The following is an 18,301-nucleotide window of genomic DNA, read 5'->3' as shown; positions in this document are numbered from 1 at the left end:
GAGCGTCACCGTGGGTCACTAGCACGGGCGGCAGCGCTCTGAGCTGCGGAAAGGTTTCCTGACACACGTTCGAGGGAGTCGTACGCCGATACGACCGCACTCACGCCGCTAACCTGGAAGTGTCGCTCCGTGACGAAGGAGGTCCACCGTGGCACTGACAGCCCCCGAGCGTGAGTCCGACGCGGTCGTCGACGGCAGCAAGGTGCCGTCGGTGGAGGACGCCTTCGAAGCGTTCGATGCGGCAGCCCCGGAAGGGTGGCGCGTGGAACTGGTCGAAGGGGAGATCCGCGTGGTGCCACCCGCCAATGGCGAGCATGAGGAAATCGTTTCCGAGCTTTCGCACCAGGTGACGGTGCGGGGAACGGGAACAGAAGAGACGCTCCGCAATTTCACCGGGCTCGGGCTGCTCATCCCCGGTGCTTCTCCGACCGGCAAGATCATTCCGGATCTGGTCGTCGCCCCCAAGGGCAGCTTCAGTGATGGGCAGGAGTTCCACGATCCGTCTCCCGCGTTGCTCGTGGGCGAGGTGACGTCCCGTTCTACGGGGGATATCGATCGTGGGCCGAAGCTGCGGGGGTACGCGCGCGCGGGCATTCCGGTCTATCTTCTGATCGACCGTGAGGCCGATGAGGTGGTCGTGCACAGTGAGCCGAAGGGCGAGGAGTACACCCGGCGGGTCCAGGCGAAGTTCTCCAAGAAGATCGCGCTCCCCGATCCCCTCGGCTTCGAGCTGGACACCGCCGAGTTCTGAGTCCCCGGCCAGGAGCGAGGGGGAGGGGCGAGGGGGCTACAGCCGCTCGATGATGGTGACGTTCGCCTGGCCGCCGCCCTCGCACATGGTCTGGAGGCCGTAACGGCCGCCGGTGCGCTCCAGTTCGTGCAGCAGCGTCGTCAGCAGCTTCGTCCCCGTGGCGCCCAGGGGATGCCCGAGCGCGATGGCGCCGCCGTTCACATTGACCTTGTCCGGGTCGCAGCCCGTCTCGTGGAGCCAGGCGAGGACGACGGAGGCGAACGCCTCGTTGATCTCGACCAGATCGATGTCGTCCATCGTCATCCCGGCCTTCTTCAGCGCGTGCGCGGTCGCCGGGATCGGCGCCGAGAGCATCCGCAGCGGATCCTCGCCGCGCACGGACAGATGGTGGACGCGGGCGCGCGGGGTGAGCCCGTGGACGCGGACGGCCTCCTCGGAGGCCAGCAGCACGGCCGAGGCCGCGTCGGATATCTGCGATGACACGGCAGCGGTCAGCCGCCCGCCCTCGACCAGGGTGCTGAGCCCCGCCATCTTCTCCGCGCTCGTGTCACGGCGCGGCCCCTCGTCCGTCGCGTGGTCGCCGTAGGGCACCGTCTCCCGCGCGAAGCGTCCCCCGTCGATCGCCTCCACAGCGCGCCGGTGCGAGCGCAGTGCCCACCGCTCCATGTCCTCGCGCGAGATGTCCCACTGCCGCGCGATCATCTCCGCGCCGTTGAACTGGTCGACGGGCGCGTCGCCGTAGCGGGCCCGCCAGCCCCGTGAGCCGTGGAACGGGCCCTCCGTCAGGCCCAGCGGTACGGCCGCCTCGCGCGAGGCGTAGGCGATCGGGACCTGCGACATGTTCTGCACGCCGCCCGCTACCACCAGCTCGGCCGTGCCCGACAGGACCGCCTGCGCGGCGAAGTGCACCGCCTGCTGCGACGAACCGCACTGCCGGTCCACGGTGACCCCGGGGACGGACTCGGGCAGCCCGGCCGCCAGCCAGCTCGTCCGCGCGATGTCGCCCGCCTGCGGGCCCACCGTGTCCAGGCAGCCGAAGACGACGTCCTCCACGGCCTCCGGATCGGCGCCCGAGCGTTCCATCAGGGCGCCGAGCACGTGCGCGCCCAGGTCCGCCGGGTGGACGGCAGACAGGGCGCCGCCCCGCTTGCCGACGGGGGTGCGCACCGCCTCGACCACGTACGCCTCGCCTGCTCCGCCGCCGCGCGCCATCGCGCTCACACTCCTCGGGTCTGCTCTTCAGGTGTCCTTGCCGGTGTCCTCGCCGGTGTCGGCGGCGATGCCGTCGAGCACCATCGACGTGTACTGCGCGGCGATCTCCGCCGCGCTCTTGCGCCCGCCGGGCCGGTACCAGACCGCGGCGACCCAGACGGTGTCCCGCACGAAGCGGTACGCGAGCGGAACGTCCAGGTCGGCGCGGAAGTCGCCCTCCTCGACGCCGCGCTCCAGCGTCCGCGTCCACAGCTTCTGGAAGCGCTGCTGCGAGTCGGAGAGATACGCGAACCGCGGCAGCGCCGACAGCCGCCGGGCCTCCTTCTGGTAGAGCGCGACGGCCGGGCGGTGCCTGTCCATCTGACGGAAGGACTCCGTGACAAGTCCCTCGAACGTGGCACGCGGCGCGAGCCCGGCGTCCTCGACGCGTTCGTAGCCCTCCCACAGCTCGGTGAGGAAGGAGCTGAGGATCTCGTCCGCCATCGACTCCTTGGAGTCGAAGTGGTAGTAGAGGCTCCCGGCGAGCATCCCGGCGCGGTCCGCGATGGTGCGGACGGTGGTCGCGTCGTAGCCCTGCTCGGCGAACACCTCGGCGGCCGTGGCCAGCAGTTCGGAGCGCCGGGGCCGCGCTGCGTTCGGCGCTGGAGTCTTCTTCGTCGGCATGGGTCCATTGTCCTCGGGGTGTCCTCGGGGCCGGCGCGGTTCCTTGCGGGCCCGCCCAGCGCGGCGCGGCGCGTGCGTCAGGCCCGCTGGCTGCTGACCGCGACGGTCTCGCCCGTCATGTACGAGGCGTAGTCGCCCGCGAGGAAGACGATCACGTTGGCCACCTCCCACGGCTCCGCGTACCTCCCGAACGCCTCCTTGGCGGTCAGTTCAGCCAGCAGCTCCGGGGTGGTCACCTTCACCAGATGCGGGTGCATGGCCAGGCTGGGGGAGACGGCGTTGACGCGGACGCCGTACTCGGCGGCCTCCGCCGCCGCGCAGCGCGTCAGCGCCATCACGCCCGCCTTCGCGGCGGCGTAGTGCGCCTGCCCGCGCTGCGCGCGCCAGCCCACGACCGAGGCGTTGTTGACGATCACGCCCCGCCGCGGCCCAGGCTGCTCCCGCATGACGCGCAGGGCGGCGCGGGTGCAGCGGAACGTGCCGTTCAGCGTGACGTCCAGGACCCTGCTCCACTGGTCGTCGGTCATGTCGACGAGGTCGGCCGTGCCGCCGAGCCCGGCGTTGTTGACGAGGACGTCGAGCCGTCCGTAGCGCCGCACGCACAGGTCCAGCAGCGCCGTCACCTCCTCCTCGCGGGTGACGTCGCAGCGCAGCGCGCTGACGCGCTCGGCGCCGAACTCCCCGGCCAGCGACTCCTCGGTCTCGCGCAGCCGCCGCTCGTGGGTGTCGCCGACGACGACCGCCTCGGCGCCCTCCTCCAGGACGCGCCGCGCCGTGGCCCCGCCGATGCCGCTGCCCGCCGCCGCGGTGACGACGACGGTGCGGCCGGTGAGCAGGCCGTGCGCCGGTACGTAGGAGGGGGCCAGCGCGCCGCTCCGGGGCTCCGGGGTGTCCGTCATGTGGTGCCGCTCCCCTCGTGTCTCCTTGCGTCGCGCGTCGGGCGTGCGCCTCTGGGCGCCGGCCTCTCGACGGGCCGCTGGCGGCCACGTTAATCTACCAAACACTTGTTAGGGAAGGAGGCGAGCACCCCGTCATGGATCTCGACTTCACCGAGGCCGAGGACGCCTTCAGGGCCGAGGCCCGCGCCTGGCTGACGGCGCACGTGCCCCGTACACCCCTGCACTCGCTGGAGACGGAGGAGGGCTTCGCCGCCCACCGGGAGTGGGAGCGGGAGCTGCACGAGGGCGGCTGGTCGGTGGTCGGCTGGCCCCGCGCGTACGGCGGCAGGGACGCGTCGCTCACCGAATGGCTGATCTTCGAGGAGGAGTACTACGCGGCGGGCGCGCCGGGCCGCGTCAGCCAGAACGGCATCAGCCTGCTGGCCCCCACCCTCTTCGCGCACGGCACACCGGGCCAGCTCGCCCGTCTGCTGCCGCCCATGGCCTCGGGCGAGACGGTCTGGGCGCAGGCGTGGTCGGAGCCGGAGGCCGGTTCCGACCTGGCGTCGCTGCGCTCCACCGCCGAACGCACCACGGGCGGCTGGCTGCTGAGCGGCCAGAAGACGTGGTCCTCGCGCGCCGCGTTCGCCGACCGCGCCTTCGGCCTCTTCCGCACGGACCCCGAGCAGTCCCGCCACCGCGGCCTGACCTATCTGATGTTCCCGCTCGTAGCGCCCGGCGTCACCGTACGCGCCATCGGCCGCCTCGACGGGCGGCCCGCCTTCGCCGAGCTGTTCCTCGACCAGGTCTTCGTGCCCGACGAGGACGTCATCGGCGAAGCAGGGCAGGGCTGGCGCGCCGCGATGTCCACGGCGGGCAACGAGCGCGGGGTGACGCTGCGCTCGCCGGGCCGGTTCACGGCGTCGGCCTCGCGCCTGGCCGCGCTCTGGCGCCGCGCAGGCGACCCGCGCGACACCGCGACGCGCGACCGCGTCGCCGACGCCTGGATACGGGCGCGCGCCTACCAGCTCGCGGGGTACGCGGCGGTGTCGCGCCCGGAAGCGGGGGCGGAGGCGGCGGTGCGCGCGGGCGCGGCGGCCTCCATGAACAAGGTCTTCTGGTCCGAGCTGGACATCGCCCTGCACGAGACCGCGCTCGACCTCCTGGGCCCGGAGGGGGAGTTCGCGTCGGAGGAGCCGGGACGCGGGCCGGAGGGCGACGGCGCGTGGACGCACGACTGGGCGGACGGCTGGATGGACGGCTGGGTGTTCGCGCTCGCCGGTCCCGTCTACGCCGGTACGAACGAGATCCAGCGCGACATCATCGCCGAGCGCCTGCTCGGCCTGCCGAAGGGGCGCTGAGCGGCCATGGACTTCCACCCCGACGAGGACCACCGCGCCTACGTCTCGACGCTGCGCCGCCTCCTCGCGGACGCCGCGCCCCTGAAGGCGGCCCGCGCCTGGGCCGCTGGCGACCCGGAACCTGGCCGCCGCCTCTGGCGCTCCCTGGCCGACACGGGCCTCGTGGCCCTCGCCGTCCCCGCCGCCCGCGAGGGCCTGGGCCACCGCCCGCCCGAACTCGCCTCCGCCTTCTTCGAACTGGGCCGCGCGGGCGTTCCTGGCCCCGTCGTGGAGACGGTCGCCGTGGCCGCCGCGCTGGGCGCCGCCGGCGACGCGGGGGACGGCGCCGTGGCTGCCGCGCCCTGGCTGGGGCCCGCCATGGCCGGGGACGCGCTGCTCACGGTCGCCGACCCGGCGGGCCCGTACGCACTCGACGCACACCTCGCCGATGCGGCGTTCGTCCTGGAACGGGCACCCGGAGACGACGATGGGGACCCCGGACCGGTCTTCGCGGGCGCGCCCCACGTCCTGCGCCTCGCGGCACCCGAGGGCGCACCCCGCGACTCCATCGACCCGGTGCGCCGCCTGACGCGCTGCGCACCCGCCCCCGGCGGCACCGTGGCCGCCGACACCGTGCGGCTCCGCTCCCTCGCGACCCTGCTGACCGCCGCCCAGACGCTGGGCGCGGGGCGCGCGCTGCTGGACGGCAGCGTGGAGCACGCCGCGCACCGCACGCAGTTCGGGCGCCCCATCGGCTCCTTCCAGGCGGTCAAGCACATGCTGGCCACGGTCGCCGTCGAGCTGGAGTTCGCCGGGCCGCTGCTGTACGGGGCCGCCGTAGCCCTCGCCCGCGGCGACACGGGGTCCCCGGACCTGCCCGCGGCGAAGGCGGCCTGCTCCGACGCGGCGTACGGCGCGGCCCGCACGGCGCTCCAGGTCCACGGGGCCCTCGGCTACACGGACGAGTACGACCTGACGCTCCACCTCCGCAAGGCCCGCGCCCTGCGCGGCGCGTGGGGCACGCCGGCCGCTTGCCGCGCGGCGGTCCTGGGGTGAGCGGGTCCCCTTCGCGGGGTGCGGAAGGGGACGGGGGGTTGCCGGTTCGTCGGGGGTGTTGCGCGGGACGGTTGGCCGGTGTGGTGCGCACTGTAGGGTCCCGCGCCGATTTTTGTGCGGCTTCACGGGGGCGGTGCGCGTGTGGCTTGGCGCCGTGTTCGGCTGCCGGGCCGGTGGCTTCGGCGCGGCGTATGGACCGGTACGACGCGGCTGGCGCCGCGTGATTCTCGGTTGCGACCGTGGTTATGGGGCCCGTGTGTGGTGGGGGTCGGTGCCGCGGTGGGGTGTCTCCTCGGCGTGAAGGTCTCGTTTTCGGCTTTCGGCCGGTGACTTTCTCGACCTGCGGGGACACCCCACCGCGTCCCCTCCCACTCGGTGGCCAACCTCGGGCCGGTGACCGCTTTGGTTGTTGCCATGCTGTGTGCCGGTGCCGTACCGGAGGGGCTTCGCCCCTGTCGGGGGAGCTGACGGTGACGGCTCCACCACCGTTGTGTGCCCGCCCCCCCGGCGCCTCGCCGAGGGGCCCGCCCCTGCCACCGGAAGCCGACGATGGTGCTCGCCACACTGTTGTGGGCAAGCGTCCCGCTCGGCGAGGGGGCACCTCCCAGCGGTAGCTGGGGGAGGGTGGGCACAACCCGTGCCACCGGCCCGCAGCACGCGAACGAGACCCCAGGGGGCAATCGGGTAGGCGCACCCCTGCACCGGGGGTGTTGCGCGGGACGGTCGGCCCGTGAAGCGGGAACCGTAAGGTCCCGCGCTGGTTTTCGTGCCGCCGCACGCCATGGAGCCGACCCCAGCCGACCCGGAGGAGCAGCGGGTCACCGGCGGGACGGGGACGGGGTGGGGTGTCCCCGCAGGTCGAGAAAGTCACCGGCGGAGAGCCGTAAGCGAGACCTTCACGCCGAGGAGACACCCCACCCCGGCACCGGACACCCACCACCCACACACCGCACACGGCCACCGTCGGACACCAAGAATCACGCGGCGCCAGCCGCGAACAACCGGTCCACACGCCGCGCCGAAGCCACACAGCCGCACCCGGAAACGGCGCCCAGCCCAGCGCAGCGCCCCGCGCCCCGTGCTGCGGCACAAAAATCAGCGCGGGACCCTACGGCACCCACCTCACGGGCCAACCGTCCCGCGCAACACCCCCGGACAACCAGAACCCACCGTTTCCTTCCGCACCCCGCGAAGGGGACCCGTCCCGCGCAACACCCCCGTGAAGCGGCAACCCTGTGTAGGCCGGGTTAGGGGGCCCCGTCACCTGGACCGGGGCCGTCGCTGCCCTCCGAATCACGAAGCAGCACGCCGATGTGCGCCGCGGCCGTGGACAGATGGCGCCGCGCCTCACGCAGTTGCTCCGGTGTGACGCCGTGGTCGCGGGCCGCGTCGCGGACCTCGTCGCGGAAGCGGTCGAGGAGGCGTTCGAGCGTGCGGGACGGGTTCTCGCCGGACGCGTCCTCGTCCTCCTCGGCCCAGGCGTCGTGCCCCTGCCACCCCTCAGCGGGCCCCGCACCCGGCGCCGGATCCGGCTTGACGTACGGGGGCCAGGCCGTCGAATACCCGGTGATACGGCCCAGGTTGCCCATCTCGCGCGCGAGCTGGGACATGCCCTCGCGCACCGCGCCGGGCCAGTCCCCCGCGCGGGCCCGCGACTGCACTTGGTCCTGCACTTGGCGGGCGATGCGACGGACCTCCTCCGCCGCCTCCGCGCGCGCCTCGGCCTCCTTGGCCTGGCGCTGGGCCTGCTGCGTCTCGCGCTTGGCCTTACGCGCCTGCTCCTTCCACTCCTCCTTGGCGCGCCGCATCTCCTCCTTCGCCTGTCGCCAGCCCTCCTTGTCGCCCCAGCCCTCCCAGGGCGCCCCCGCGCCGCCCGCGCCCGCACCCCCGGAGGCGCGGGCGTGCCGCGCCTGTTCCCGCATCTCGCGGCGCAGATCGCGGGCCGAACCGCTGACGTCCTCGCGGATGTCGGCGGCGAGCGCGGCCAGCGACTCGCGGATCTCGACCTCCAGCTCGGCCAGCTCCCCCTGCCGGTCGGCGAGTTCGGCGCGGCCCGCGTCGGTGATCGAGTAAACCTTTCTGCCGCCCTCGGTGGTGTGGTTCACCAGGCCCTCGGCCTCCAGTTTCGCCAGCCGGGGATAGACGGTTCCGGCGGAGGGCGCGTACAGCCCCTGGAAGCGCTCCTCCAGGAGACGGATCACCTCGTAACCGTGGCGGGGTGCCTCGTCGAGCAGCTTGAGGAGGTAGAGGCGGAGCCTGCCGTGGGCGAAGACGGGGGCCATGTCACACGTCCTTGGTGAGGGTGGGGGAGACGTCGTCGGCGGGGCCGGAACCGGGTGCGGCTCCGGAGCCGGTTCCGGAGCCGGTTCCGGAGCCGGTTCCAGGATCGGTTTCGGGGTCCGCCTGGGCGGGGCGGCGGAGGAGGGCGATGGAGCCGGAGATGGTGGTGGCCTTGAGCCTGCCGCTGCCGTCACCGAGGACGCCGGTCACCCGCTTGGCGCCCCACTGGCCGTCGACCCGCAGCTCGTCGAAGGCGTTGGAGAGGACGCCGCTGGTGGTGTTGGCCTCCACCGTGGCGTCGACGGGGTGCCGGGGCAGCCGCAGGGCCACGTCCCCGGAGACCGTGGTGAGCCTGATGTCCGTGGGCTCGTCCGGCCGCCCCGGCTCGGGCGCGAGATCGAGGACCATGTCACCGCTGACGGAGTCGGCGTTGAGCGAGGTCCCGCCGCCGTCGATGACGGTGAGGTCACCGGAGACGGAGTTGAAGCGGAGCGTGCCGCTGAGCGACTGCGCCTCGACGTTCCCTGAGACGGTGTCGGCGCGCACCGGACCCGACAGGCCCACCAGGGTGGTCTCGCCCGATACCCCTCGCACGTCCGTGTTCCCTTCCATCCCCGAGACGACGGCGCAGGCCCCCACGGCGCCGACGCTCAGCCGCGCCCCGGCGGGCACGCTGACCGAGATGACGGCCCGCCGGTGCCAGCCCTTGCGGTCCAGCCACTTGAGGAAGCCCTTCCACGGCAGATCCTCGTACGCGACGCTCAGCGTGCCGCCCTCCCCGCTCGACCACCAGCGGCGGCCCCTTCACCTCCGCGATCTCGACCCGAGCGCCTGGCCCGGCGGTGCCGACGACGTTCACGGTGCCGTTCACCACCCGTACGTGCAGTTCGTCGACGGGCGCGTCGAAATCGAGGGTCTGCGGCGTGGAGATCTGCCACGAGCGATCGGCGGGCACGACGGCCTCCCCCTGAGTAGGCATGGACACGCGACGACATATCGCGTCTCTCACTCGACACGATATGTCGCGTTGCCCGCCTCGGCAAGGGGCGCCGCCGAGCCGTCTACTCCTCGTCCTCGTCCTCGTCGTCCAGCCGTGCCAGCCATGTCGCGAGGCGTTCGACCGGGACCTCGAAGTCCGGGTTCAGATCGACGAAGGTCCGCAGTTGCTCGGCCAGCCACTCGAAGGTGACCTCCTGCTCGCCGCGCCGCTTCTCCAGCTCCTCGATGCCGCGGTCGGTGAAGTACACGGGTGCTCCTGGAATGCCCGGGGATGGTTCCGCTCCAGGGTATGCGGGGCGGGGGCACCCGTTCCGCTCCGTCCCCCGGCGGGAGTCGCGGCCCCTGCCGGCGGGGGTCGATCACTGTCACCCCGCGCAGTAGCCTGGACGCCCGTCAACGCGGCCCGGAAACAGGCCCGTTGGCGTGAACGGGGCCGGACGCACAGGCGCGGGGCGCACAGGGAGACGGGGGACGCGATGGATCGCGAGATCAAGGAGATCCTGCTGCCGGACGGCACGACGGTGCTCGCCCGCGTCAGCGTGCTCGAACCCGATGAGATCCCGCCGAGCGCCGACGAGGACGAGTTCGCGTACGACGACGTCGGCGCCCTGGACACCCTCACCTCCCGCATCGACGCGCTCAACGACGTCATCACGGGCGTCGGCTCCGCCGTGCTCGACGCGGCACGCGCCGCGTCCCCGGACGAGGTCACGGCGACCTTCGGCGTCGAGCTGGTGGCCAAGCCGGGCAAGGCCGTCGCGATGCTGGCCGACGGCGAGGCGAAGGCGTCGGTCTCGGTCACCCTCACGTGGCGCCCGGGCCGCGACGGCCGTCGCAACGACGACGGCCGCGACGACGGTGACCGCCGCGGCGCCGGTTCGGCGGGATGACCGGCGCCCGACTGGAGGCGCTGGCCCGCACGGCGACCGTGCGGCTCGGCCCCGAGGACGCGGACGGCACGCTGTGGGGCAGCGGCTTCTTCGTCGCCCCCGGCTGGGTGCTGACCTGCCTCCACGTGGTGCGCGAACGGCTCGGCCCGGACGGCGGCCTCCCCTTCGCCGTGCACGGTGCGGGCGGGCTGAGGGTGGGCGCCCGGCTCGGGTACCGCCTGCCCGCCGCCCAGGACGGGGACCAGGACCTCGCGCTCGTACGGCTGCTGGACGACGTGCCCCATCCCTGTGTCTGGCTGACCGACCGTGGCGACAAGCCCGCCCGTGTCGCCGCCTACGGCTGGCGCGTCCCCAAGGAGGGCCAGGCGCCCCAGGAGTGGAGCGGCAACTGCGCGATCACCGGCTCCGACGGCCCGTACGGCATGATGCTCGGCCCCGAGACCGAGGTCCCGCACGGGGCCTCGGGCGGTCCGGTGGTCGACCGCGACCACGGGTCCGTCGTCGGTGTCGTCAAGGCCCGGCGGCGCGGCAGGGACGGTGGCCTCGCCATCGCGACGACGGCGCTGCGCGGCTTCGAGACGGCCGAGGCCGTGGGCGGCGAGAACGGGCTGGGCCCCGACCCGTACGAGCGGCTGATCCGCGCGCACGACGAGTGGCACGACGGCTGCGGCGGCCCCATGGCCTGGACCCCCGTGCAGCCGGAGCACGGCCGCTGGCGTCCGTCGGACCGTACGCGGGCGCTCGCCCTGCTCGCCGCGCTGCCCCGGCCAGGCGGCCCCGCCACCGTGGGCGACGTGCTGCGGACCGTGCTCGGCGAGGAGCAGCCGTGGCTCGGCGTCGCGCCGCGCACCTGGCGGGACGGGCACGGGCGGCTCTACGAGAGCGACGAGACCGGCGACGAGATGTCCTTCCTCCACTACCTGCTGCTCGCGGCCCGTACCTGCCGCGCCGAGGAACCGGAGGAGGAGGCGGCGGGGCCTGTGGAGCGGCTGGAGTGCTGGGTCCGTGACCGCGCGGCGCAACTGGTGCCGCACCACCGGGCGCTGCTGGAGAACGTCCTCGCCCGGCCGGGAGCACGGGGGGTACGGGGAGCGCGCGAGGAGCCGGGGGCGCCGGGGCCGGACAGGAACCCGGACCCGGACGCGGTCCCGGGCGGTGGCCCGTCGCGGCGTGGCGGTGCGGCCCTCGGCGCGGCCACCGTGTCCGAGCGCGCTGCCGCCGGGCCCGGCGACGAGGGGCCGGTCGTCGCGGTGGAGCTGGAACCGGCCCACTACCCCGGAGGCGGACGCTTCTACTGGCGCGTCTGGGTGTGGACCGAAGGACCGGAGAGCGTGCGCTCCTGGGCGGAGGGCGAGTCGGGTGAGGGCACGGCACTCCACGAGCTGCCGTACCGGCTGAGCGAGCCGCTGCGCACCGCGTTCGGGCGCCTGGACACCGGCCGTCGGCGCGCCCGCCTCGAAGTCGTCCTCCCCGTGGAGCACTTCGACATCGACGTCCACCTCTGGCGCGCCCAACTGGTCGTGCGCAGCATGCGACCGCACCCGGCCGAGCGTCCCTTCGGCGTCCACCGGCAGGTCGTCCTCCGCGATCTCGCCAGGCGTGGCGGGGCGCCCGGCGGGGCGTGGGAGGCCCGCTGGGAGGCGGTGACGGAGCGGTGTCCGCAGGCGCTGCCCGTCCGCGCTGAGGGCGACGTCGCCTTCGGCACGGCCGAGGCAGACGCGGTGCCCGTACTGTGCCGTCCGGCCTCGGAGAGCGTCGTCCCGCTCAGGGAGGCGATCAGGGCCGGGCACGGCCTCGCGCTGTGGAACCGTACGGCGCGGCACACATACGGCTGCGACGGCGAGTGCGAACGGCTCCACGAGGCCACAGCGAAGCTCCTGCGGCAGTCGGGCGGGGCCGGGGCGCTGCCCGAGGAACTGCGCGTGCTGCGGGAGCGGGTCAACGGGGAGGACGCTGACGCCTACTGGGCCGAGCATCTGGCGCTGCTCTTCGACGACCCGGGCCGCCCCGTGCCGGGGCCCCCGGCGACCGTCGTGGACTGTCCATGACCGGCCCGGCCCCGACGGCCCCGACGGCCACGACGCACACCGGCCGCCCCGACGGCCACCGGCCCGACGGCCACCGGCCGGGACGACCGGCTGACGGCCGACACGACCGATCGACGAGACGACAGAGGAGGGCGCCGTGACCACGGCCGACCCCGACTGGCTGCTCTACCGGGGCACCGGCGAGCCGCACGACGGCATCGACGCGCTGCCGCCCCCGCCGCCCTGGCGCGACTTCGACGGCGGCCCGCCGCTCGGCGACGTACCGCCCCTGGGCACCGAGTCCCTCCGCCGACTCGGCACCAGGGGCACGTACGGCGCACGGGGCCCCGGCGGACTGGCCTGGCGCCCCCAGGAGCTGGAGCTGATCAACGCCGCGCTCTACCTCCGGCGGCCCCTGCTGGTCACCGGCGACCCCGGCTCGGGCAAGTCGACGCTGGCCCACGCCGTCGCACACGAACTGGGCCTCGGCCGGGTGCTGCGCTGGCCCATCGTCAGCCGGACCACGCTGCGCGACGGGCTCTACACGTACGACGCCATCGCCCGGCTCCAGGACATGCAACTGGCCCGGCGGGCGGGGCCGCTCGGCGAGCCAGGGGAGTCGGGGGAGCCGGGCGAACCGGGGGAGCCGTCCGGTACGGCGGAACCGCAGGCCGGGGACATCGGCCGCTATCTGCGGCTCGGACCGCTCGGCACCGCGCTGCTGCCGTACGAGCGCCCGCGCGTCCTCCTCGTCGACGAGCTGGACAAGAGCGACATCGACCTCCCCAACGACCTGCTGAACGCGCTGGAGGAGGGCGAATTCGCCGTCCCCGAGCTGGAGCGGGTGTCCGGGACGCGGGAGATGGTCGAGGTACTCACCGACGACGGCCGCCGGGCACCGCTCGTGGAGGGCAGGGTGCGCTGCCGCGCCTTCCCCTTCGTGGTGATGACCAGCAACGGCGAGCGCGACTTCCCGCCCCCGCTGCTGCGCCGCTGCCTCCACCTGGACCTGCCCTCGCCGCGCAACGACCCGCACGGCGCCGACCGCCTCGGCACCATGGTGCGCGCCCACTTCGGGGACGAGGACCCCGAGCGCAACGACGCGCTCATCCGGCACTTCCTCCAGAGCAGCCCCGGCTCCCTGCGCGCCGCTGACCAGTTGCTGAACGCGATCTATCTGACCCAGCACGCGGGTCTCGACAGCGCCGTCGACCGGGACCGGCTGGCCGAGCTGCTGATGCGGCCACTGGACCAGACCGAGCCGGGCCCGCACGGATGACGGGCTCGCGCCGATGACGTCCCCGTCCCCGCCTCCGTCTCCGCCCCCGGACGGGCCTTCGGACCGGCCCCCGGACCGGCCTTCGGGGCCGTCCGACCCGCTCATGGAGCTGGTCGGACGGCTGCGCGACGCGGGCGGCGACCCCACGCCGCGCGAACTGGCCGAGTCGCTGTGGCTGGCGCGCTGGGTGGGTACGGGGTGCGGCGGCGTGGCCGGCGAGGGCGCGGACCGAGGCGGGCACGTACCGGCGGGGCCGCCGCCCGGCACGCGCAGCGCCTCACCCGAACCCCCGCCGCCCGGCACCGGGGCGCCCCTTCCCGAGCGGCTGCCGCTGCACCCCGCGCACCACCCCGGCGCCGGACAGGGCGTCCCGGCCGGGGGGCGGGCACCCTTCCCGGTACGGGCCCCCGGGGCCACCGCGCTCCCCGACCCCCTGCCGATGCAGCGCGCGCTGCGCCCGCTGCGCCGCTACCGCCCGCCCGTCCACGTGGCGCTCCAGCAGCTCGACGAGCAGGCCACGGCGGAGCGCGCGGCAGTGAGCGGACTGCTGCTGCCCGTACTCCAGGACAGCGGACGCCGCGAGGCGCGGCTGCAACTGCTGATGGACGTCTCCACCTCGACGGCCGTGTGGACGGCGACCCTCACCGACCTGCGGAGACTCTGCGAGGGGACCGGCGTCTTCCGCGAAGTGCTGGTGCACTACGTGCACATGGACGACAGCGGCGCGGCCACCGTGAGCCGCGACTGGGACCCCGGCCGTCGGCCGCGCGCCCCGGAACTGCTGCGCGACCCCACGGGGCGGCAGCTCACCCTCGTGCTCAGCGACTGTGCGGGGCCCCTGTGGCGTACGGGACGGATGCAGCGGCTGCTCCACCGCTGGTCCAGGACCTCGCCCGTCGCCGTCGTCCAGCCGCTTCCGCAGCGCATGTGGGGGCGCACCCACCTGCCCGCCTCGGCCGGGCTGCTGCGGCGGCGCGAAGGGCTGGGCGGCAGGCTGGAGTTCCGGCAGTCGGACGGGGGCGGGGGTGGGGGCCGGGACGGAGCGTACGGCCAGGACGCCCGTGTCCCGGTACCCGTACTCGCCCCCACCCCGGCCGCGCTGGAGACCTGGGCGCGGCTGATGTCGGGCACCACCGGGGTCTCGCTGCCCGCCGCAGCGGGCTGGGTACAGGCCGACCACCCCTCGGCCGGGCCGCGTCCCGCACCGGGCGAGGCGGACCCCGGGCGGCTCGTGCGCACCTTCCGGCAGACGGCCTCCAGGCCCGCGCTCGAACTGGCCGTCGCGCTCTCGGCCGTGCCGCTGACCCTCCCGGTGATGCGCATGGTCCAGCGCGCGACCCAGCCGCGCAGCGGCCCCTCCGTCCTGGCCGAGGTGGTGCTGAGCGGACTGCTGCGCCGGGGGGAGTCCGAAGGCTGGTACGAGTTCGCCCCCGGTGTGCGTGAGGCGCTGCTGCGGGTGCTGCCCAAGGGGGACGCGCTGATGGTGCTGCGCCTCTGCTCCGCCTACGTGGAGCAGCACTTCGGCCGCGGCACACGCAACTTCCCGGCGCTCGCCCTCGCCCGGCTCGCGGAAGGCGAGGGCGCGCCGGAGCTGTCCGGGGGCGCCGAGAACGACGCGTTCCCCGCGTTGCCCGAGCCCTTCGCGGAGATCCCGGCCCAGGTCGTACGCCGCTACGCGCCCCGCGCCCCGCTCGCGTCCACTCCGACGGAGGTGCCGACGGAGCCCGGAGCCGAGTTCCGCATCGAGCCCGGCTGGGAGGCCGGGGCCTTGCCCGAGTTCCGCATCGAGCCCGGCGCCGAGCCCGAGCCCGAGGTCGAGTTCGAGATCGAGTTCGAGCCCGACGCCGAAGCGTCGCGTCCCGGCCTCGTGGAGCGGGCGAGGCGGAGACTGCTCGGCCGGACGCCGCACCGCGAGCCGGAGCCCGTACCGGAACCGGAGCCGGAACCCGAACCGGTGCAGTCGCAGCAGCTCATCACGGTCGTCTTCCCCGGCCCCGACCGCGCATGGGCGGCATGGATCGCCCGCACGCTGGAAGCGCACGGGCAGCGCACATCCCTCCATCGCTGGGACCCGCCCAGGGAACAGGATCTGACAGAGGCACTCGGCGATCTGCTGCTCACCTCCGGGCCTGTGCTCCTCGTCCTCAGTGAGCGGTTCTTCCAGCTCGGTCCGCGTCGCGAGGGTGAGTGGGACGAGGCGCTGCGCGGTCTGGTGGCGAGAAACGCCGGGCGGTTCGCCGCCGTCGCCCTCACCGACCTTCCCCTGTCGACCGCCGCCGCTCTGCTGGAACCGGTGGACCTGCGGGGCCTGGACGCGACGGAGGCGGAACGCAGGCTGCTGGCCCGGCTCGATCTGGAGGCGACCCCTAGGGAAAACCCGAACCCGAGAGAGCTTGTCGGCGCCCGCTACCCGAACGACCCGCCCGCCGTATGGGGCGGAGTCCCGCGCCGCAACCCCCGCTTCACCGGGCGCGACGAACTGCTCGCCCGCGTGCAGCGGACCCTCATGGACGCCGAGCCGGGAGCTTCCGTCTGCGCCCTCGTAGGGATGGCCGGTATCGGCAAGACGCAGGTGGCCGTCGAGTACGCGCACCGCTACGGCTCGGACTACGACGTCGTCTGGTGGATCGACGCCGACCGGCGCGCCACCCTGCGAGAACGCCTCGCGGAACTGGCGGCGGCGCTGGACCTGGACACGGGCCCCGAGATCGGCGAGCGCGTCCGCGCGGTACGGGAGGCGCTGCGCACGGGCGAGCCCTACCGGCGCTGGCTGCTCGTACTCGACGGCTGGGAGGAGCCGGAGGGCGCGGACGGGCTGCTGCCGCAGGGCAGTCCTGGCCACGTGCTGATCACCTCACGCAATCGCGCGTGGCGGACCTCGGCCGAGGTCGTCGAGATGCCCGGGTTCGACCGCGCCGAGTCCACCGGCTATCTGCTGCGCCGGGCCCCGCACCTGAGCGCCGACGAAGCGGAAGAGGTCGCCGCCGAACTGGGGGATCTGCCCCTCGCCCTGACCCAGGCCGCCTCGGTGCTGGCCGAGTCCCGCATGGACGCCGCCGAGTATCTGCGCAGACTGCGCGACGGCACGACGGACCTGGAGGGCAGCGAGGCCACCCTCGCGGCATGGTCGCTGGTGCTCAACCAGCTACGGGCGAGCGCACCCTCGTCCTACGCACTCCTGCGGCTGTGCGCCGCGTTCGCGCCGGGCCGTATCCCCATCGGCCTCGTGTCCGGACTCCCGGCCGCCGAGCTGCCCGAGAGCCTGCGCTGGATCGTCTCAGAGCCGCAGGGGTGGGCGCGCGCGCTGGACACCCTCGTCGGCTACTCCGTCCTGACCAGGGAGCGACCTGGCGGCTTCCCCGACGGGCCGGACGCGCAGCAGGAGGCCGTCCGCATGCACCCCGTGGTGCACAGCATGATCGGACGGCTGACCGGCGACGAGGACCGCGCGGCGTACCGTGCCGTCGCGCTCCGCGCGCTCACCGAAGCGGATCCGGGCGAGCCCGAAGTCCCCCGGCAGTGGCCCCGCTACGCCGCGCTCCTGCCCCATCTCGGCCCCTCCGGAGCGACGCGCGGCACCGACACCCGCGCACGCGGCCTGGTCCTGAACTGTCTGCGCTACTGCGCCTCCAGCGGCGCGTTCCGGGACGGTGCCGAACTGGCCGCGCGGGTGCGCCAGGAGTGGGCGACGGCCATGGCCCAGGACGCCCGCCCGATGCTTGACCTGACCGTCGTCCAGGGCGACCTCCTGCGCGCCCTGGGCCGCTTCCGCGAGGCGTACGACCTCGACACGGGCGCCCTGCGACGGAAGGGAAGCGCCAGGGCCGACCCCCTCGCACGCCTGACGCTGGAGAGTCGTCATCTCACCGACCTGCGCCTTCAGGGGAGGTACGCGCGGGCCCACGCGGAACAGAGCGAGCTGGTGAGCGAGACGCTCCGCACGCTGCGCCCCGAGCACCCGTTCGCGATGGAGGCCAGGCACGGGCTCGGCAGCGGCCTGCGTCTGCTGGGCCACTACGAGGAGGCTTACCGGAACGACATGGAGACCCTCCACACCCGGCAGGAGACCCTCGGCGCTCGCCACCCCGCCACCCTGGAATCCGCCCACGCCTGCGCACGGGACCAGCTCCTCATGGGCTTCCCCCACGAGGCGGAGGAGCGCCAGAAGATCGCCCTGCAACTGCACGAGAGCGCGCTAGGCCCTGAGCACCCGATGACCCTCTCCGCGCGGCACACGCTCCTCCGGTGCCGCCGCCACTCCGGAGCGGATGGGGGCCCCAGGGGCCTCGGCCCACAACTGGCCCCCCTGGTCGCCGAGCACCAGGGCCGCTACGGCCCTCACGCCGCCGCGACGCTGGCCGTGATGACCGACTACGGCAACCACCTGCGCGAGCGCGGTGAACTCACCCTGGCCCGCGATCTGGTCAAGGAGGCGGGGGACGGCTACCGCGAACTGCTCGGCCAGGCCCACCCGGTCGTCACGGCCATGCTCACGAACCAGGGCCTGGTGCGCCGGGACCTGGGCGACGAGGCCGGGGCGCTGAACCTGTTCGAGCAGGCCCTCGCGGGGCTGCGGACACCGCTCGGCGACGACCACCCTTGGACGCTGGGCTGCGCCCTGAACGCGGCGGGCGGACGCGACCGCACCGGGCGGCCGACGGAGGCGTACGAGCTGACCCGCGACACCCTGCGCCGCGCACAGACGACGCTCGGCGACGACCACCCGCTGACCCTCTCCTGCGGGATCGCCCTCGCCGCCGATCTGCGGGCGCTGCGTGAACCGGAGGAGGCGGCCAGGGCCGAGGAGGACACCCTCCGACGCATGAGCCGCTCGCTGGGCGCACAGCACCCCGACACCCTCGCAGCGCGCCAACGGGAGCGCCCGTACTGGAACTTCGAACCCTTCCTCTGGTGACCCCGCCAAGG

The 18,301-nt window shown here is 74.2% G+C and carries 12 protein-coding genes and 1 pseudogene; 7 read left to right on the top strand and 6 right to left on the bottom strand.

Annotation, left to right across the window (positions count from 1 at the left end; translation table 11 throughout):
- Window positions 1–148: 148 nt before the first annotated feature.
- A complete protein-coding gene (locus ACYVOO_RS34775) occupies window positions 149–751 on the top strand; it encodes a Uma2 family endonuclease (protein WP_461019713.1) in 603 nt (200 codons plus the stop codon).
- A gap of 36 nt (window positions 752–787) precedes the next feature.
- Here ACYVOO_RS34775 and ACYVOO_RS34770 read toward each other — a convergent pair whose 3' ends face one another.
- The 3 genes from ACYVOO_RS34770 to ACYVOO_RS34760 all read right to left on the bottom strand — a co-directional run bounded on the left by ACYVOO_RS34770 (window position 788) and on the right by ACYVOO_RS34760 (window position 3,525).
- Complete coding sequence (locus ACYVOO_RS34770; protein WP_461019712.1) at window positions 788–1,963, bottom strand: acetyl-CoA C-acetyltransferase; 1,176 nt, start codon at window positions 1,961–1,963, stop codon at window positions 788–790.
- 27 nt (window positions 1,964–1,990) lie between these two features.
- Window positions 1,991–2,626 carry a TetR/AcrR family transcriptional regulator gene (locus ACYVOO_RS34765; RefSeq protein WP_461019711.1) on the bottom strand — a complete coding sequence of 212 codons (636 nt, stop codon included), beginning with the start codon at window positions 2,624–2,626 and terminating at the stop codon, window positions 1,991–1,993.
- A 77-nt stretch (window positions 2,627–2,703) separates the two neighbouring features.
- Entirely contained in the window at window positions 2,704–3,525 is an 822-nt protein-coding gene (locus tag ACYVOO_RS34760; RefSeq protein WP_461019710.1) for an SDR family oxidoreductase, read from the bottom strand.
- 134 nt (window positions 3,526–3,659) lie between these two features.
- On the opposite strand from ACYVOO_RS34760, the gene ACYVOO_RS34755 reads away from it, so the two are divergent.
- Window positions 3,660–4,865 carry an acyl-CoA dehydrogenase family protein gene (locus ACYVOO_RS34755; RefSeq protein WP_461019709.1) on the top strand — a complete coding sequence of 402 codons (1,206 nt, stop codon included), beginning with the start codon at window positions 3,660–3,662 and terminating at the stop codon, window positions 4,863–4,865.
- Between the two features lie 6 nt (window positions 4,866–4,871).
- Window positions 4,872–5,900, top strand: coding sequence for an acyl-CoA dehydrogenase family protein (locus tag ACYVOO_RS34750; protein WP_461019708.1), 1,029 nt, complete (start codon window positions 4,872–4,874; stop codon window positions 5,898–5,900).
- A 1,247-nt stretch (window positions 5,901–7,147) separates the two neighbouring features.
- On the opposite strand, the gene ACYVOO_RS34745 is transcribed toward ACYVOO_RS34750, so the two are convergent.
- The 3 genes and pseudogenes from ACYVOO_RS34745 to ACYVOO_RS34735 form a co-directional block, all read right to left on the bottom strand.
- The gene (locus ACYVOO_RS34745; protein WP_461019707.1) at window positions 7,148–8,182 is read right to left on the bottom strand and encodes a PadR family transcriptional regulator; all 1,035 of its coding nucleotides are present in this window, start codon (window positions 8,180–8,182) and stop codon (window positions 7,148–7,150) included.
- A gap of 1 nt (window position 8,183) precedes the next feature.
- Window positions 8,184–9,159, bottom strand: a pseudogene (locus tag ACYVOO_RS34740) (DUF4097 family beta strand repeat-containing protein).
- A gap of 82 nt (window positions 9,160–9,241) precedes the next feature.
- On the bottom strand, window positions 9,242–9,427 hold the full coding sequence (locus tag ACYVOO_RS34735) for a DUF6104 family protein (RefSeq protein WP_453345445.1): 186 nt from the start codon (window positions 9,425–9,427) through the stop codon (window positions 9,242–9,244).
- Window positions 9,428–9,655: 228 nt separating this feature from the next.
- Between ACYVOO_RS34735 and ACYVOO_RS34730 the strand changes: the two genes are divergently transcribed.
- The 4 genes from ACYVOO_RS34730 (at window position 9,656) to fxsT (ending at window position 18,290) form a co-directional block, all read left to right on the top strand.
- Window positions 9,656–10,069: a CU044_2847 family protein gene (locus tag ACYVOO_RS34730; protein ID WP_461019706.1), complete on the top strand. Its 414-nt coding sequence runs from the start codon at window positions 9,656–9,658 to the stop codon at window positions 10,067–10,069.
- Complete coding sequence (locus ACYVOO_RS34725; RefSeq protein WP_461019705.1) at window positions 10,066–12,117, top strand: VMAP-C domain-containing protein; 2,052 nt, start codon at window positions 10,066–10,068, stop codon at window positions 12,115–12,117. Before ACYVOO_RS34730 ends, ACYVOO_RS34725 begins: the two co-directional genes overlap by 4 nt.
- A gap of 136 nt (window positions 12,118–12,253) precedes the next feature.
- Window positions 12,254–13,375, top strand: coding sequence for an AAA family ATPase (locus ACYVOO_RS34720; RefSeq protein WP_461019704.1), 1,122 nt, complete (start codon window positions 12,254–12,256; stop codon window positions 13,373–13,375).
- 103 nt (window positions 13,376–13,478) lie between these two features.
- Window positions 13,479–18,290 (top strand): FxSxx-COOH system tetratricopeptide repeat protein, encoded by a 4,812-nt coding sequence (fxsT, locus tag ACYVOO_RS34715; protein WP_461019703.1) that lies wholly within the window; start codon window positions 13,479–13,481, stop codon window positions 18,288–18,290.
- The last annotated feature ends 11 nt before the right edge of the window (window positions 18,291–18,301 follow it).

This window comes from Streptomyces daliensis (assembly GCF_054782395.1).
Note: the sequence above shows the minus strand (reverse complement) of the source record. Positions and strands in the feature narration are given on the sequence as shown.

What these genes read in the sequence shown, in the direction of transcription:
- ACYVOO_RS34755 (WP_461019709.1), top strand. Translation starts at nt 3,660, where the DNA reads ATGGATCTCGACTTCACCGAGGCCGAGGACGCCTTCAGGGCCGAGGCC.
- ACYVOO_RS34725 (WP_461019705.1), top strand. Translation starts at nt 10,066, where the DNA reads ATGACCGGCGCCCGACTGGAGGCGCTGGCCCGCACGGCGACCGTGCGG.
- ACYVOO_RS34730 (WP_461019706.1), top strand. Translation starts at nt 9,656, where the DNA reads ATGGATCGCGAGATCAAGGAGATCCTGCTGCCGGACGGCACGACGGTG.
- ACYVOO_RS34745 (WP_461019707.1), bottom strand. Translation starts at nt 8,182, where the DNA reads ATGGCCCCCGTCTTCGCCCACGGCAGGCTCCGCCTCTACCTCCTCAAG.
- ACYVOO_RS34750 (WP_461019708.1), top strand. Translation starts at nt 4,872, where the DNA reads ATGGACTTCCACCCCGACGAGGACCACCGCGCCTACGTCTCGACGCTG.
- ACYVOO_RS34770 (WP_461019712.1), bottom strand. Translation starts at nt 1,963, where the DNA reads ATGGCGCGCGGCGGCGGAGCAGGCGAGGCGTACGTGGTCGAGGCGGTG.
- fxsT (WP_461019703.1), top strand. Translation starts at nt 13,479, where the DNA reads ATGGAGCTGGTCGGACGGCTGCGCGACGCGGGCGGCGACCCCACGCCG.
- ACYVOO_RS34765 (WP_461019711.1), bottom strand. Translation starts at nt 2,626, where the DNA reads ATGCCGACGAAGAAGACTCCAGCGCCGAACGCAGCGCGGCCCCGGCGC.
- ACYVOO_RS34760 (WP_461019710.1), bottom strand. Translation starts at nt 3,525, where the DNA reads ATGACGGACACCCCGGAGCCCCGGAGCGGCGCGCTGGCCCCCTCCTAC.